The sequence below is a fragment of the Aminobacter sp. P4_D5 genome (assembly GCF_056401815.1).
On record NZ_JBFUIP010000075.1, the window covers coordinates 1 to 15,128 of the forward strand.

Here is a 15,128-nt window from a genome sequence, read left to right on the forward strand (position 1 = left end):
CCTTATATGGGCGTCCCGGTCCCTGACTTGTTGGTGGAAGTCGATGTAGAGCGGCAGCGTCACCGCGGCATTTACCAGCGCAAATATGTATATTGCAATAAATGCATTCGTGTTGGCGAACTGAATTAAAAATCGCGTACAAGTGACGATCGCAACAATCCATGCAAATGCGAAAGCACGAGGCTCCGTGTAAGGCGCTGCAACCATCGATATCACGCAAAGGACTGCGGGTATGAGCAGAACCAGAATATCGCGTTGGCTCTCAATGCCGTTCTTTCGGACAAGCAGACCAAGGGCCGTAAATCCCAGCGCGGATATTATGCCGGACGATACTGCAAACCTGCCGATGACATCCCCAACTCTCCGAAACCAATACCAGGCCGTTGGGGCATAGCCTAGATGATCACGGTACCACTGCGTGCGAAAAGAAGTTGATGGCGCAAGCATCAATGCAACCCATCCAACCAACAATGCTAGAATAATTCCAGCATCCCTCATCGCGTATTCCCGTCTGCTCCGGTCCTCAGCAGAAAAATACCAATTGGCTGCAACATAAATAACCAAAAGCGGCGGCAGGTTCTCGAAACTAAGGCCGCACAGAATCGCTAACAAGGCGCTCAGCCCGTACAGCAGCTTGCTGTTATAGATAAGCCCGGTTAGCGGACGGACTGACACGATCGCGACGAGAAGCATGACGAATATAAGAGGGAGCAAATATCCAGCTACCGTGGTGCGCCAGAAAAAAATCTCGTAGCGAGGCCACAGGATATAGACGAGCGCGAGAGAAATTGTCCACGTAAGGAGAAATGTCCCGTCTAATTTTGTTGATTTTAGCGCCAAGACAGAAGTAATGGCGGAAAATATGACTAGCGAAAAGATTGCTGTTACATTCAAAAAGACCTTTGGCATTGCCAGCCAGAAAATGGAGAACATCTCACCCAGTCGTGCGTTCCAGCCCCACCACTGACGTGATGCGTGGTCGGCAAACCAAGAAAGACGCTCGACAATGCCCTGGCCATTGTCGATGAGTCCAAGCGCATAATCTTCGCCGTTTATGGGAGAGAAGGTGATGGTTGCTGAGAATAGGATAATCAGCAGCAATGCGGCGAGCGCACTTAAAGCAGGTGAAAGGGAACTATTTTCGTCCGCCCGTGCGAAGTATTGAACAAACAGGTCTTTCATACAGCTCGTGAATCTTCTTCAATAAGATATGTCGGACGCCCCTTGGCCTCTATATACAGCCGTCCGATGTACTCACCGAGAACGCCAACGGAAATAAGCTGCACGCCACCGAAAAACAAAATGGCGGCCATGAGCGATGAATATCCTGGTGTTTCATTGCCAAAGATCAAGGTCTTAAAAATAACTTGCAACATATACAGCAGCGCTGCAACTGAAACGACCATTCCAAAGTACGTCCATATCCTCAATGGAACGGTACTGAAACTGGCGATGCCGTCGATTGCGAAATTCCAAAGCTTCCAAACGTTGAACTTTGTTTCGCCTTTGGCTCGGGCTGGCCTTTCATAAGGCACGCCAATTGACGAGTAGCCAGGCCATGCAAACAAGCCCTTCATAAACCTGTTGCGTTCCGGCAAAAGGCGAAGCGCCTCGATGACCTTCTTGCTGATGAGTCGGAAATCGCCTGCGTCGCTAGGAATCGGCAGATGTGATGCCGAGTTGAAGGCCCGGTAAAAAAGACCAGCCGTAACACGCTTTGACCGGGTGTCGGCGTCTCGCCGTGACCGGACGCCAAACACGGTATGGTAGCCGTTTTGCCAATTCTCGATCAGCGCCGGAATGATCTCTGGAGGGTCCTGGAGATCGACATCCATGATGATCGCCGCATCACAATCGACGTGATCAATGCCGGCAGTCATTGCGGCTTCTTTGCCGAAGTTCCTCGTCAATTTGAGGTAATGAACCCGCGAGTCTTCAAGACAGATTTTCCGAAGCACCTCAATCGTATTGTCGGTCGACCCGTCATCAATAAAAAGAAAGCTAAACTGAGCAATCGTGCCCGGAACTCGCGCTGTAAATTGCTCTAGGAAATGCGGAATTGATTCTTCTTCGTTTTTAACAGGAACTATTATTGTTATACGTGCGGTATTGGATATTACTTGAGGTCGATTATCCATTTTGTTGACGCCTTTGAAATACCCATCGACTCGAAACCAAGTAGACAAAAGCTGGAGCCATGAGTGTTCCGACGGCGATACACAGCATCTTGTATGGAATGAAGAAACCTGCGGCGATGACTATGGAGTTGTTGATTAGCAATCCCATAACGCTGGTGAGGAAATACTTCCAGGCGGAGCCTTCTCGCTTGAACGTAAATCGTGAATGCCCCAAGTATGAAACAAAAACCGCGACACAAAATGCTATGGTGTTAACCACAACGGCATGCATTGATGGCACGAGACTGAGCAAGAATGCCGCCACGCATAGATGCGTTAGGGTGGCAATCACTCCCACTATTGCAAAGCGGCCGATTGACGATTTCAGCATGAGCGTCATTCAGTTCGAGAGAACTCTTTATATTGCCAAAGCAGTTAGCATTCGGCTGTTCAAACCACAACCGGATATGCTTGAGCCACAAAAAGCGAGTTCAGACACCCATGCGCTCGCCATGTTTTCAGCCCCACCTCCAGCACCAGACGCCGCCTTGCGGCCTGTTCGTTCTGCCTGGCCTCAGGGCGTTTTGCCCCTCCCAGACGTTTATGTACCAGTTGAACTAGCTCTCTTGAGGAGACGATCATGCGTACGATCACCTCAGGCCTGATGGCCGCGGCTGTCATGGCCTCTTTTGCCGTGGCATCGGCAGCACCTGCTGCCGCACGTGGCATGGAAATGATGATGCGTTCCGGTGGCGCGGGCGGACATTTTGCCGGCAACGGCATGCAAATGAACGCCGGGCCGTCGCGCAATATGGCGTTTGCCGACCATCGTGGAGGTCGTGACTTTGATATGCACGGAAGCGGCCATGCTTTCTTCCATGACCACGACCACTTCCATCATGGCTTCTTCCCTGGAGCTCTCTTTGGCAGCTCATTTTATGACGAAGGGCCGACTTACAGCTATGTTGTCCCCAGCGTTGGCTATGCGCATGTGCAATGGTGCTACAATCGCTATCGGTCATACCGGGCCTACAACAACAGCTTCCAGCCCTATAATGGCGCGCGCGAGCAATGTTACACGCCCTATGGCTGRGCGCTCGACAAACCGAGACCCGCACCCATTCGGTGGGGCTTTGCCATGGCAGGATCGCAAGCGTCGCTCATAATCCTCCCGTCGCGATAGGCCTCACCCTCAAGGATACGGTCTCCGCCACGCGTTGCAGGAACAAACTCCCCAGCCCGACCGTCAATTGGGCAAGGGACGAAGGCCCTGTGAGGAGACAACGATGAACAAGGTGATTTCAGGATTGATGGCGACCGCCATCGCCGCGTCGTTTGCGCTAGCGAACGCGGTTCCTGTCGCCGCCGCGGTCTATTTTCCCATGCCGCCGAAGAGCGACCCTGTGATCGAAAATGTTGCTTATCGTGGATATGTGCATCGACCGGTTCAAGTCCACCCCAACGTCCGCTACCACCCCAACGTCCACTACCATCCGAACGTCCGCTATCACCCCAACGCCCATATTCATCCCGTAGCCCGGGGTGCATATTACAACGGTTATCATGGGTATCGCGACTACCGTCCGGGTTATCGTCACTACAATGGCTGGTGGTATCCGGCGGGTGCCTTTGTTGGCGGCGCCATTGTTGGCAGCGCGATCGCCAGCCAGCCGAGATATGTCCAGCCCAGCGGCTACGGCAATTCGCATGTCCAGTGGTGCTACAATCGCTACCGGTCATATCGGGCTTCGGACAACACCTTCCAGCCCAATAGCGGCCCACGCCAGCAGTGCCGGTCGCCCTACTAGAGCATCGGACTTTCAGATTGAATCGAGAGGGATTCCCGTGAGGTGGGGTTCATGATTCACTTCCGTGCGGAGGTGATTTGCCATGCCCAAGCCCTATTCGCTCGATTTGCGTGAACGTGTTGTGCGGTTTGTCGAGGCTGGCCACTCACGGCATGCGGCGGCGGCACATTTTGGGGTGTCGGTTTCGTTCGTCGTGATCCTGATGAGGAACTATCGAAAGACCRAGAGCTTGGCGCCCAAGGCCAGCGGTGGTCGCCGCCATTCCAARCTCGACCCGCATCGTGCGTTCCTGCTTGGCCRGGTGGCCGCGAAGGATGACATCACCATGCCGGAGCTTGCCACCGAACTGGCCGCTGCTGCCGACGTCCAGGTCGCTCCGGCCTCGATCTCGCGCTGGCTKATYAGGAACGGCTATCGCTTCAAAAAAAACGCTGTTGGCCAGCGAGCAAGATCGTCCCGACATCTCCAAGGCGCGGCAGCAGTGGCAGGCCAGGCGTCAGCCGCGGATGCGGCTTGAGCCACACCGGCTGGTGTTCATCGACGAAACCGGAACCACGACCAAGATGACACGCCTTCGCGGCCGCTGCCTGAAGGGCCAACGACTGCGTTCAAAGGCACCGTTCGGACATTGGAAGACGCAGACCTTCATCGCCGGGCTGCGCTGTCACGGGCTCACTGCCCCTTTCGTCATCGACACGCCGATGAACCGGCGCATCTTCGAAACYTACATCGAAACGCAGCTCGCTCCCACGCTGGCAAAGGGCGACGTGGTCATCTTAGACAATCTCGCTGCCCACAAGAGCCCGGCCGCCGAGGCAGCGATCCGGGCCAGAGGTGCATGGCTGCTCTTCCTGCCGCCTTACAGCCCAGATCTCAATCCGATCGAAATGGCCTTCGCCAAGCTCAAGGCGCATCTGCGCGCTAAGGCCATCAGAACCATCGACGCCCTGTGGCAGGCCATCGGCGATATCTGCAATCTCTTCTCCCCAACAGAATGCAGAAACTACTTCGCCGCAGCAGGATATGGACTCACATGAAAGTCCGATGCTCTAGGCAAGGGCTTGCGGCTCCATCAGACCCGCGTTCACTCCGACGCGGGTCTTTTCGTTTCGACGAGATGGACGTCCGATTCCGCGCAGATCTTGCGGATGCTCGGAATGTCGCAATGGTCAGTGATGAAGGTGTCCATCTGCGACAGATGGGCGATACGAACTGGTGCGGTGCGCTCGAACTTGGTCCGGTCCGAAACCAAAATGACATGGCGCGCATTGGCGATGATCGCCTGCGCCACCTTCACTTCGCGAAAATCGAAATCGAGCAGCGCGCCGTCATGGTCRATCGCCGACGCGCCGATCACCGCATAGTCGACCTTGAACTGGCGGATGAAATCGACCGCCGCTTCGCCGACGATGCCACCGTCCGAACCGCGCACCACCCCGCCCGCGATCACCACTTCCATATCAGGATAAACCCGCATCCTGTTGGCAACATTGATGTTATTGGTGATGACCATCAGTCCCTTATGGTCTAGCAGCGCCTTGCCAACGGCTTCCGTCGTCGTGCCGATATTGACGAACAGAGACGCATTGTCTGGGATGATGCGTGCCGCCGCCTGGCCGATCGCGTCCTTTTCGTCAGCCGCGATCTTGCGCCGGGCCTCGTATTCAAGGTTCTCGATACCGGAGGGAAACAGCGCCCCGCCATGGATGCGGCTCAGCAGGCGCTGGTCGCAAAGATCGTTCAGATCCTTGCGGATGGTCTGCGGCGTGACCTGGAAATGCGTTGCCAGATCGTCGACCAGCACGCGCCCATTGTCCTTGGCGAGCTGGATGATTTCGGACTGGCGCGGCGAAAGGTACATTTCTAGCATTCCCCGAATTTCGTTTTGACCAACGATAGGGGAAAACGAAAGCAGTGAAAAGGCGCTTCGAAAGCAAATTCGAAGCGCCTCGCTTCTACCGCGCGGAGCGGGCGAGCTCGGTGATCACCTGGAAGGCATGGTCGATATCGGCCTCCGTCGATTCGAACTGCCCAGCCTGGAAGCGGATCACGGCGCGGCCATCGAGGCGTGTCTGGGTCAGGTAGATGCGCCCATCGCGGTTGATCGCTTCGACCAGCGCGAGATTGTGCTCGTCGAGATCGGCGACGCCCGCCGCCACGTGGCGGAAGGAAAACAGCGACAGCATCGGCTCGCTGGTGATCTCGAAATCGGGCTCGTGGCCCAGCCGTTCGGCCAGCTTCCCGCTCCAGGACACATGGTTGCGGATCATTGTGCGCAGGCCTTCGAGCCCATGGGCACGCAGTAGGAACCACAGCTTCAGCGCTCGGAAACGCCGGCCGAGCGGCACCGACCATTCGGAATAATTGGTGATTCCGTCACGGCCGTGCGTCTTCAAAAACTCCGGACGAATAGCCAGCGTCCGCACCAGGCTTTCGGGATCGCGGATGAACTGGACCGAGCAGTCGAACTGGGCGCCCAGCCATTTGTGCGGGTTGAAGACGATCGAATCCGCACCCTCGACCCCGGCCCAGAAGTGCCGGAACTCCGGGCAGATCATCGCGGAACCGGCCCAGGCCGCGTCGACATGGGTGTAGAGCCCGTGGCACCTGGCGACATCCATGACAGCCGCAACGTCATCGGTGCCGCCGACACTGGTGCCGCCGACGCAGGCGATCACGCCCGCCGGCAGAAAGCCCTGCTCGCGATCTTTAGCGATCGCGGCCTCCAGTGCCTCAGTCGACATCGCACGAAAGCGCCCGCCGGTCGGAATACGCACGAGATTTTCCTCGCCGATTCCCGCAACCCAGATGGCGCGGTCGATGGAGGTGTGCACGTGCTCCGAACAGTAGATCCGCAGGCGCGGCGCACCCGAAAGGCCAGATTTGTTGCCTTGCCAGTTAAGCGCGCGCTCGCGCATGGTCAGCACTGCCGCAAGCGTCGCCGAGGAAGCAGAATCCTGGATGACGCCGGAAAAATCGGCCGGCAGGCCAAGCGCCTGGCGCAGCCAGTCGACGACGCGTGTTTCCAGTTCCGTTGCCGCCGGCGAGGTCTGCCAGAGCATGCACTGGGCAGCCATGGCGCTAACGAGATATTCCGCCACCACTGAAACGGGTGCTGCGTTGGCTGGAAAGTAGGCAAAAAAACGCGGATGCTGCCAATGCGTCATGCCTGGCACGATCGTCGCCTCGAAGTCGGCGAAGATAGCCTCCATCGGCTCGGCCTCTTCGGGCGGACTGGCGGCAATCGCGCCCAGAATTTTACCCGGTTCGATATCCGGGCGTACCGGCCGGTCGCGCAACCCGGCGCGGTAATCGACGCCCCATTCGGCCGCCTTCACCGACCAATGGCGAAACTCGTTGCTGTCCATGGTCGTCGTCCCCCCTTGGTGTGTGTGCAAACTTGGCGGCTATTCGATGAAATCGGGCAGGCTCTGAAACGCCGCCTTCAGCGCGTCGGACCAGCCCTCCGAAACACTCCGGTAATAGGGATCGTCAGCACCGATCCGCTTCTTCAGGCCGATCTTGAAACTGTCTTTTTCGTAGAAAGCCAGGTCGAGCGGCAGGCCTACCGACAGGTTGGATTTCAACGTCGAATCAAACGATACCAAAAGCAGCTTGACCGTCTCGGCGAAGCTCATCGTCTTGTCATAGGCGCGCACGATGATCGGCTTGCCGTACTTGGTCTCGCCGATCTGGAAGAACGGCGTGTCGTCGCTGCATTCGATGAAATTGCCCTCGGGATAGATCATGAACAGCCTGGGTTCGCTGCCCTTGATCTGGCCGCCCAGGATGAACGAGGCGTTGAATGCCGCATCCGCCGTCTGGCCGCCCAGCGCCGACTGGGCGATCACTTCCTTGACCGTGTCGCCGACCAGCCGCGCGATCTGGTACATCGAAGGCGCTTCGAGCAGCGTCGGCGCGCGTTCGGCCGCAGCTTTGGTGCGTTCGTCGAGCAGGCTGACCACGGCCTGGGTTGTGGCAAGATTGCCGGCCGACATCAGCACGACCACGCGCTCGCCCGGTAGCTCCCAGATCCGCATCTTGCGAAAGGTCGAGATGCTGTCGACCCCGGCATTGGTCCGCGTGTCCGACATGAACACTAGGCCGCGATCAATCTTCAGGCCGACGCAATAGGTCATCGATTCCAGTCCGGCGAACGCTTCTATGCCGGATTACTGCTCTACGGTGATGTGGACTGCAAGCCGTTCCTGGGCGTTCCCGATCAGAATGCCCGAAATCGGCATCGCCTCGCGATAGTCGCGCCCCACAGCCACGCGCACATAGCGCCCATCCGGCGACACGCCGTTGGCAGCGTCAAAGCCGACCCAGCCCAGGCCGTTGACATAGGCCTCCGCCCAGGCGTGGCTCGCCACCTGCTCGATCGTATCGTTCATCATCAGATAGCCGCTGACGTAACGCGCCGGAAATCCGAGCAGCCGGGCCGAGGCGGCAAAGACATGAGCATGGTCCTGGCAAACGCCAGTACCTTTCTCAAGCGCCTCTTCGGCGGTTGTGCGGGAGTCGGTCGTGCCGGTCACGTAGGCCACGCGTTGCTGGATCGTCGCCATCAAGGCGTGCAGCCGCTCCAGTTCGCCACCCTCCCCGATATCAGCCGCAAGGTCGCGGATCGCAGCGCCTGGGGCGGTCAGCGGTGTCTGGTGCTCGAACAGCCACAGCGGCGCAAAGCCACGATGCAGCCCCGAAATGCCTGCGGTTTCGTTGGTCTCCACCTCGCCTTCGGCGACGACGCTGATCGTGTGCGGCTCTCCGTCGATGCTGAGCAGTCGGGTGTCATTGCCGAACTGGTCGAGAAATCGCACTTCCTCGCGCGCGCCTTCGATACGCAACGTCCAGGTCAGCACCGTCTGCGCCGGCCCACTCACCGGCCACAGGCGCACACGCTGCAGGCCATAGCGGATCGGCTCGTCGTAATTGTACTCGGTGCTGTGGCTGACCTTGAGCCGCATCTTCCTATCCGATCAATAGAAGCCGAAATCCTGGGCGACCTGATCGCCCAGCCGATTATTGTCCTGAATGAAGTCGGCGAGGAACTCGTGCAGACCGGTTTCGAAAATGTCCTTGATCTCGGTGCCGCGCAGCCTGGCATAGGTTCGTTCGGCGATCTCTTGCGCGGGGTGCTTGGCGCCATAGTCCTCACCGAGGTATTTGAGATGCTCGGCGAGGAACCGGTAGCTGAAAGCCAGTGAACGGGGCATGCGCGCATTGAGCATCAGATATTCGGCAATGTTGGCCGGCTTGTATTCGGCCTCATAGACCCAGCGATAGGACCTGTGCGCCGCAACCGACCGCAAGATCGACTCCCACTGGTAGTTGTCGAGCGACGAGCCCACCCACGAAACCGACGGCAGCAGCACGTAATATTTGACGTCGAGGATGCGCGCGGTGTTGTCGGCGCGTTCGACATAGGTGCCGAGCTGGGCGAAATCGAAGATCTCGTTGCGCAGCATGGTGCCGTAAAACGAGCCGCGGATGAGTGCCGTCTCGCGCTTGATCGCGTCGAGCACTCCGGGCAGTTCGCGCTGGTCGATCGGAGATTCCAGCATGCGCTTCAGCGACATCCAGGCTTCGTTGATGCTCTCCCAGGTTTCCCGGGTCAGCGCTGTGCGCACCATGCGCGCATTGTTTCGGGCCGTTTCGATCGCCGCGACAGCGCTCGACGGGTTGGCCATGTCGCGCAGCAGGAAATCGGCGACGTTTTCTGCCGTGTAGTCGCTGTGCTTGGCGGCGAACGCGCTGGCGGCTCCCGCCGAAAGCAGCACCGAGTTCCATTCTTCCGAGGCATCCTGGCTGCGGGTCAGCGCTATGCGCAGGCCGGCATCGATCAGCCGTGCCATATTCTCGGTCCGCTCGATGTAGCGGTTCATCCAGTAGAGGCCGTTGGCGGTGCGTCCCAGAAGCATGAAGTCTCAACGTCCCCTTAGTCGTCCAGAACCCAGGTGTCCTTGGTTCCGCCCCCTTGTGAGGAATTCACCACCAGTGACCCTTCCTTGAGCGCCACGCGCGTCAGGCCCCCAGGCACGATGCGAATACGGTCGGAAACCAGCACGAACGGCCTGAGATCGACATGGCGTGGCGCAAGCCCCTTCTCGGTCAGGATCGGGCAGGTCGACAGCGACAGCGTCGGCTGGGCGATGTAGTTGGAAGGCCGCGCCGCGAGCTTTTTCGAGAACTCTTCGCATTCCTTCTTGGAGGCAGCCGGCCCGACCAACATGCCGTAGCCGCCCGAGCCGTGCACTTCCTTGACCACCAGCTCGGTGAGGTGCTCCTGGACATATTTCAGGCTGTCAGGCTCGGAGCAGCGCCAGGTCGGGATATTGCCCAGGATCGGCTTGCGCCCGGTGTAGAACTCGATGATCTCGGGCATGTAGGAGTAGATCGCCTTGTCGTCGGCAATGCCGGTGCCCGGTGCATTGGCAATGGTGATGTTGCCAGCGCGGTAGACGTCCATGATTCCGGGCACGCCAAGCGCCGAATCCGGCTTGAAGGTCAGCGGATCGAGATAGGCGTCGTCGACGCGGCGGTAGAGCACGTCGATCTGCTTGTAGCCCTCGGTGGTGCGCATCGCCACGCGCCCATCGACAACGCGCAGGTCCTGGCCCTCGACAAGCTGCACCCCCATCTGGTCGGCCAGGAATGCGTGCTCGAAATAAGCCGAGTTGAAGCTGCCCGGCGTCAGCACGGCGATCGTCGGCGTACCGCTCACCCCGTTTGGCCGCACCGCCGAAAGCGACTGCCTCAGCAGCTGCGGGTAGTTCTCGACGGGATGCACCTTGATGCGCTGGAACAGCTCGGGAAAAAGCTGCAGCATCGTCTCGCGGTTCTCCAGCATGTAGGAGACACCGGATGGCGTGCGCGCATTGTCTTCGAGCACGTAGAACTCATTCTCGGCGATGCGCACGATATCGACGCCGATGATGTGGGTGTAGACGCCAGCCGGCGGCCTGACCCCGATCATCTCGGGCAAGAACGCCTCATTGGTGGCGATCAACTCACGCGGCACGCGGCCGGCGCGCAAAATCTCCTGGCGGTGATAGATGTCGTCGAGGAAGGCGTTGAGCGCCTGCACGCGTTGCTCGATGCCTTGCGTCAGCCGCCGCCACTCATTGCCGGAAATAATCCGCGGCACGATGTCGAAGGGGATGAGCCGTTCTGAAGCTTCCTGTTCGCCATAGACGGCAAAGGTGATGCCGGTCTTGCGGAATACCCGCTCGGCATCGCGCATCTTTTCGGTAAGTCGTGCGGGATCCTGGTTTTTCAGCCAGCTGTCATAAATCTCGTAGGGCCGTCTGAGTCCGGCTTCGGCCGGGAGCATTTCATCGAACGCGACCACTGGCAAACTCCCCTCTGAGATCAGTCAAATGACCTCCAGGGAGAAAATCAAGCGCAATCGCCGGCTTCAGGCGCAGCCGGCTTCATATTCGGGAAATTGCCCATCATTTTGGCAAAAAGCCGGGGATTTGGGCGCATCCCTGCCCTTTTCACGCTCAAAACGCGCGGAAGGTCACGGTCGTGAACGTGTCCCTGATGTTGCCGATGGCATGGACCTTTTCGTTKACGAAGTGGCCGATGTCTTCCTCGTCGTCGACATAGAACTTCACCAGCAAGTCGAAATTACCAGCCGTCGAGTAGATCTCCGAGGCGATCTCGGCATCCGCCAGCGCACTCGCCACCTCATAGGCCTTGCCGAGTTCGCATTTGATCTGCACGAAAAAGGTCTTCATCGCGTTATCCGTTCCGGGCCTGCCCTTGTTGCCGGTCTTGTCGCAGAACGCACCAGCGCTTTCAAGCCAATGCCTGGCAACGTTCCAGAGACAATTCGCCCATTCGCCTGAAACCGCAGCCGCACCGCTTGCGTATGATACAATGTGATGGTGGCACCGGCCAATGGCCCGCCACGAAGTGGGAGACGTCATGATGCGCTGTGCGGCAATCATTGTTGTTTCGCTGTTTTTCGCCCTGCCAGCGCTTGCTGGCGATGCCGAGATCAAGGCGGCGCAGGACAGCATCTCCGGCCAGCTCCATGCTTTTCACGCCGGCGACGATGCCGGTGCCTATGGCTACGCCGCGCCCAATGTGAAGCGCATCTTCCCCACACTAGACACCTTCATGAGTATGGTCACCGGGGCCTACAAACCAGTGCACAAGCCGCAGAGTTTTTCCTTCGGCAAGTCCAAGGAAACGAGCCCGTCCGCGATCATCCAGCAGGTGATCATCGTCGGTGCGGACGGCAAGGACTATGAGGCCGTCTACACGCTCGAACTGCAGCCCGACGGCGTCTGGCGCATCACCGGGGTCAGCCTGCGCGCGTCGAACTCGCTGAGTACATGATGCGAAGTCACTCAGACCCTGACAGCTCGCCGAGGGCGCCGCAAAGATCAGCAAGAGCCCCCGCTCCATTTCCCCGGAAAGCCGAGCCATGCATTACCGCAAGCGTGTTCGGTTGAAGCGTGATTAGTCGTTTGAACATCGCATCCGTCCTTGAAGTCCACGGAATGCTATGGGCGAACGGGCTCTTGAGCGTGGAAACGATCATCTCCCGCGCCGGTCCGACGATATCTGCTTCGACGACAGCGGGCCCAGCGCCTTGATGGAGAAACAAATCGGACGCAAACAGCGTGCGCTCCGTTTCATCGAAGAGAAGGCTTGCGTCCCATCCGTGAGGCAGATGCGGCGTGGAGAGAAATTCAAACGTATGCGCACCGGTACTCAGGCGCTCGCCGTCCATCAGGGCCTGCGCCGGCTGATCCGCGTAATCGTCCAGCATCACGCTGGCACCGACCACGCTGGTGATAGCTGTCGCACCGGGCGCAATGGCCAGCCATTTGTTCAGGGCTCCGCATTCATCCGGCTCAAAATGCGAGAAACCAATCCACCGAAGCGTAGCGGGATCAAGCAAGGTGGCGACAGCCTCGCGCGTCGCCGAAAACGTTTTTAGAAATCCAGTGTGGTAAAGAAGTGGTTGCCTGTCGCGAACAACAAACTGGTTAAAACTGAAACCGGCCTCAGGCGAATAGCATGACAGCCTGAACGTATCCGCCGCTATCTCGTCGATGACAATGTCCATTTTCGCCTCCTTCGAGGTTAAGACATGCATCGACTATAAAACAGTCCTCCTGACATACAGCGTCAGCTTTGGATAAGAGTTCGCGAATATTTCGATCAAGTCGAGGTATTGGCGTGTTGTAAGTTACCCTTGAGATCGAAAATTCACGCCGGCCGACGCGCCTCGAAGCTGATGGTCTCGTCATCCTTTTGTGGCGCGCGGCCATATTGATAGTTGCCGGAGGCGACGACATCTACGAAGCCGGATTCTCCTAGCGCCATGGCAAACTCGTTGACGCCCCACCAGCGCAAGCTGAACAGTTCGAGCTCGCTGTCGACAAGCTTTGTATGCCGCCAATGCTCGTATCGAAGCTGAGAAACCGTTGTTTGCGCGATGAAATCGGTTTCGACGCGGTTATCGGTCAGCGTCAAAAGGTCTCCGTCCTCGGTCGTCCAGCTGCGGATATTGCCGCTCGCGCCGAGAAACCCGCCCATGGCGTCGAGGTCGATCATCAGCCGGCCATTCGGCGCCAGATGATCGTAAAACCGCTTCAGCACGGCCTTGGCCTGATCGAGCCCGGTGATCAGCTGAAACGAACCCAGCGGCACCACGATGGCTTCGAACTTCTGAGCATAGGAAAAGGCCTCGAATGTCTGGCGCGACAGCCGCACCTCAAGCGATCGCTGCCGGGCAGCCTCGCGGCAATAGCCGAGCATTTCCTCGGATGGGTCGAAGCCTTCGATAGCTATCCCGGCTTCCAGCATCGGAACGAAGAACCGGCCATTGCCGACGGCAGGCTCCAGCACCGGACCTGCGCAGCCTGAAAGACGTTCACGATAATATTCGATGTCGCCGAAAGAGCGACCTACCGGCTTGTCGAGATTGTAGACCCAGGAGGCAAGCGTTCCGTATCTGTTGTTCATGCGCGCGCGCCTCACCGACTTTCAGCAATTGTCACCGACCTTCGCGAGGTCAAGCATGATCCGCGCCATAAGACGGAATTGCTTGCCCAGTCCAGCCGCGAATTCTTCAGCTTGAGAGCTTTGCGCAGAACCTGTGGCGCAGATACCACGCCTCGCGCCGAGGAATACTGCGGCCGCCGCCTCTGATGTCAGGAACCGGCGAAAAACCCGCTCAATGCCTTGAGATCGACATTGCCGCCGCTGAGCACGATGCCGACGCGCTTTCCCGCGCAGTCGACAACACCATTGAGCGCCGCAGCAGCACCCAGGCAGCCTGTCGGCTCGACGATGACCTTCATGCGTTCGGCAAAGAAACGCATCGTCGACACCAGTTGCGCGTCGCTGACGGTGACGATGTCGTCCACGTTGGCCTGCAGGATCGGGAAATTGTGGTCGCCGATGAATGTCGTCAGGGCGCCATCGGCGATCGACTTCGGCGGTGCGATGCGAACCACCTCGCCCTTGTGCAGCGATTGCTGGCCATCGTTGCCGGCCTCCGGCTCGACGCCGATGACGCGGCAGCCCGGCGCCAACGCCTTAGCGCTGAGCGCGCAGCCGGCCAGCAGCCCGCCGCCACCCAGCGGCGCAATAAGGATATCGAGTGGCCCGACGTCCTCGATCAATTCGAGTGCCGCCGTGCCTTGGCCGGCGATGACGTCAGGATGATCAAAAGGTGGAATCATCGCCATGCCACGCTCATCGGAGATTCCGCGCGCGATCGCCTCGCGGTCATCCGTGTAGCGGTCGAAGAACACCACCTCCGCGCCATAGCCCCTGGTTGCCGCAACCTTGATCTCGGGCGCATCCTTGGGCATCACGATCACCGACGGTGCGCCAAGCAGCGTCGCCGCATAAGCGAGCGCCTGGGCATGGTTGCCGGACGAATAGGCGACGACGCCCTTGCGGCGCGCATCCGCATCGAGCGCGGAAACGGCGTTGTAGGCGCCTCGGAACTTGAACGCGCCGGCCCGCTGCAGGTTCTCGGCCTTGAAGAAGAGTTCGCCGCCCGCCATCGCATTGGCGGTGCGCGAGGTCAGTACAGGCGTGCGATGCGCCTCGCCTGATATGCGCGCCTGCGCGGCACGTACATCCTCGAAGGTGGGAATTCGCAACGTTGCAATCATTTGGGACCCCTGTGACATGCAGCCAATGTAGCTGCACAAGGGCTGCTGCTGAA

At 58.7% G+C, this 15,128-nt stretch carries 17 protein-coding genes; 4 read left to right on the forward strand and 13 right to left on the reverse strand.

All coding sequences use genetic code 11. The features are described 5' to 3' along the window. The 3 genes from AC1DWF_RS17170 to AC1DWF_RS17180 all read right to left on the reverse strand — a co-directional run. Nucleotides 1-1,182, reverse strand: a 1,182-nt coding sequence (locus AC1DWF_RS17170) for a DUF6056 family protein (RefSeq protein WP_476841868.1), incomplete at its 3' end; no start/stop codon positions are given. Continuing rightward, entirely contained in the window at nt 1,179-2,138 is a 960-nt protein-coding gene (locus tag AC1DWF_RS17175) for a glycosyltransferase family 2 protein (RefSeq protein WP_476788883.1), read from the reverse strand. The genes AC1DWF_RS17175 and AC1DWF_RS17170, both read right to left, overlap by 4 nt. After that, entirely contained in the window at nt 2,131-2,517 is a 387-nt protein-coding gene (locus AC1DWF_RS17180; protein ID WP_476786978.1) for a GtrA family protein, read from the reverse strand. Before AC1DWF_RS17180 ends, AC1DWF_RS17175 begins: the two co-directional genes overlap by 8 nt. Before the next feature lie 240 nt (nt 2,518-2,757). On the opposite strand from AC1DWF_RS17180, the gene AC1DWF_RS17185 reads away from it, so the two are divergent. The 3 genes from AC1DWF_RS17185 to AC1DWF_RS17195 all read left to right on the forward strand — a co-directional run bounded on the left by AC1DWF_RS17185 (nt 2,758) and on the right by AC1DWF_RS17195 (nt 4,962). Further along, on the forward strand, nt 2,758-3,300 hold the full coding sequence (locus AC1DWF_RS17185) for a BA14K family protein (protein ID WP_476841869.1): 543 nt from the start codon (nt 2,758-2,760) through the stop codon (nt 3,298-3,300). Between the two features lie 103 nt (nt 3,301-3,403). Then, nucleotides 3,404-3,925, forward strand: coding sequence for a BA14K family protein (locus AC1DWF_RS17190; protein ID WP_476788884.1), 522 nt, complete (start codon nt 3,404-3,406; stop codon nt 3,923-3,925). Nucleotides 3,926-4,007: 82 nt separating this feature from the next. Next, nucleotides 4,008-4,962, forward strand: a protein-coding gene (locus AC1DWF_RS17195) for an IS630 family transposase (RefSeq protein ID WP_476782427.1) whose coding sequence is annotated in 2 segments (ribosomal slippage) — nt 4,008-4,336 and nt 4,335-4,962 — 957 coding nt in all. Because the reading frame shifts where the segments join, the coding sequence is not laid out codon by codon here. A 47-nt stretch (nt 4,963-5,009) separates the two neighbouring features. Here AC1DWF_RS17195 and AC1DWF_RS17200 read toward each other — a convergent pair. The 7 genes from AC1DWF_RS17200 to AC1DWF_RS17230 all read right to left on the reverse strand — a co-directional run bounded on the left by AC1DWF_RS17200 (nt 5,010) and on the right by AC1DWF_RS17230 (nt 11,667). After that, nucleotides 5,010-5,786: a DeoR/GlpR family DNA-binding transcription regulator gene (locus AC1DWF_RS17200; RefSeq protein ID WP_476782438.1), complete on the reverse strand. Its 777-nt coding sequence runs from the start codon at nt 5,784-5,786 to the stop codon at nt 5,010-5,012. Between the two features lie 94 nt (nt 5,787-5,880). Next, nucleotides 5,881-7,293, reverse strand: a complete 1,413-nt coding sequence (locus tag AC1DWF_RS17205) for a pyridoxal phosphate-dependent decarboxylase family protein (RefSeq protein WP_476787539.1) — start codon at nt 7,291-7,293, stop codon at nt 5,881-5,883. A gap of 39 nt (nt 7,294-7,332) precedes the next feature. Further along, on the reverse strand, nt 7,333-8,064 hold the full coding sequence (locus AC1DWF_RS17210) for a proteasome-type protease (RefSeq protein ID WP_476784961.1): 732 nt from the start codon (nt 8,062-8,064) through the stop codon (nt 7,333-7,335). Nucleotides 8,065-8,097: 33 nt separating this feature from the next. Next, nucleotides 8,098-8,892 carry a transglutaminase family protein gene (locus AC1DWF_RS17215; RefSeq protein WP_476784962.1) on the reverse strand — a complete coding sequence of 265 codons (795 nt, stop codon included), beginning with the start codon at nt 8,890-8,892 and terminating at the stop codon, nt 8,098-8,100. A gap of 12 nt (nt 8,893-8,904) precedes the next feature. After that, complete coding sequence (locus AC1DWF_RS17220; RefSeq protein WP_476784963.1) at nt 8,905-9,846, reverse strand: alpha-E domain-containing protein; 942 nt, start codon at nt 9,844-9,846, stop codon at nt 8,905-8,907. Between the two features lie 17 nt (nt 9,847-9,863). Next, nucleotides 9,864-11,276 carry a circularly permuted type 2 ATP-grasp protein gene (locus AC1DWF_RS17225; protein WP_476787540.1) on the reverse strand — a complete coding sequence of 471 codons (1,413 nt, stop codon included), beginning with the start codon at nt 11,274-11,276 and terminating at the stop codon, nt 9,864-9,866. A 154-nt stretch (nt 11,277-11,430) separates the two neighbouring features. Continuing rightward, nucleotides 11,431-11,667 (reverse strand): Lrp/AsnC ligand binding domain-containing protein, encoded by a 237-nt coding sequence (locus tag AC1DWF_RS17230; RefSeq protein ID WP_109576006.1) that lies wholly within the window; start codon nt 11,665-11,667, stop codon nt 11,431-11,433. A 193-nt stretch (nt 11,668-11,860) separates the two neighbouring features. Here AC1DWF_RS17230 and AC1DWF_RS17235 point away from each other — a divergent pair, with 193 nt between their 5' ends. Then, nucleotides 11,861-12,274 (forward strand): DUF4864 domain-containing protein, encoded by a 414-nt coding sequence (locus AC1DWF_RS17235; protein ID WP_476784966.1) that lies wholly within the window; start codon nt 11,861-11,863, stop codon nt 12,272-12,274. A gap of 7 nt (nt 12,275-12,281) precedes the next feature. Here AC1DWF_RS17235 and AC1DWF_RS17240 read toward each other — a convergent pair whose 3' ends face one another. The 3 genes from AC1DWF_RS17240 to AC1DWF_RS17250 all read right to left on the reverse strand — a co-directional run bounded on the left by AC1DWF_RS17240 (nt 12,282) and on the right by AC1DWF_RS17250 (nt 15,075). Then, nucleotides 12,282-13,010 (reverse strand): oxygen-binding di-iron domain-containing protein, encoded by a 729-nt coding sequence (locus tag AC1DWF_RS17240; RefSeq protein ID WP_476787541.1) that lies wholly within the window; start codon nt 13,008-13,010, stop codon nt 12,282-12,284. A 143-nt stretch (nt 13,011-13,153) separates the two neighbouring features. Then, nucleotides 13,154-13,912, reverse strand: coding sequence for a class I SAM-dependent methyltransferase (locus AC1DWF_RS17245; protein WP_476787542.1), 759 nt, complete (start codon nt 13,910-13,912; stop codon nt 13,154-13,156). A 188-nt stretch (nt 13,913-14,100) separates the two neighbouring features. Next, nucleotides 14,101-15,075 (reverse strand): threo-3-hydroxy-L-aspartate ammonia-lyase, encoded by a 975-nt coding sequence (locus tag AC1DWF_RS17250; protein ID WP_476786882.1) that lies wholly within the window; start codon nt 15,073-15,075, stop codon nt 14,101-14,103. Nucleotides 15,076-15,128: the final 53 nt, after the last annotated feature.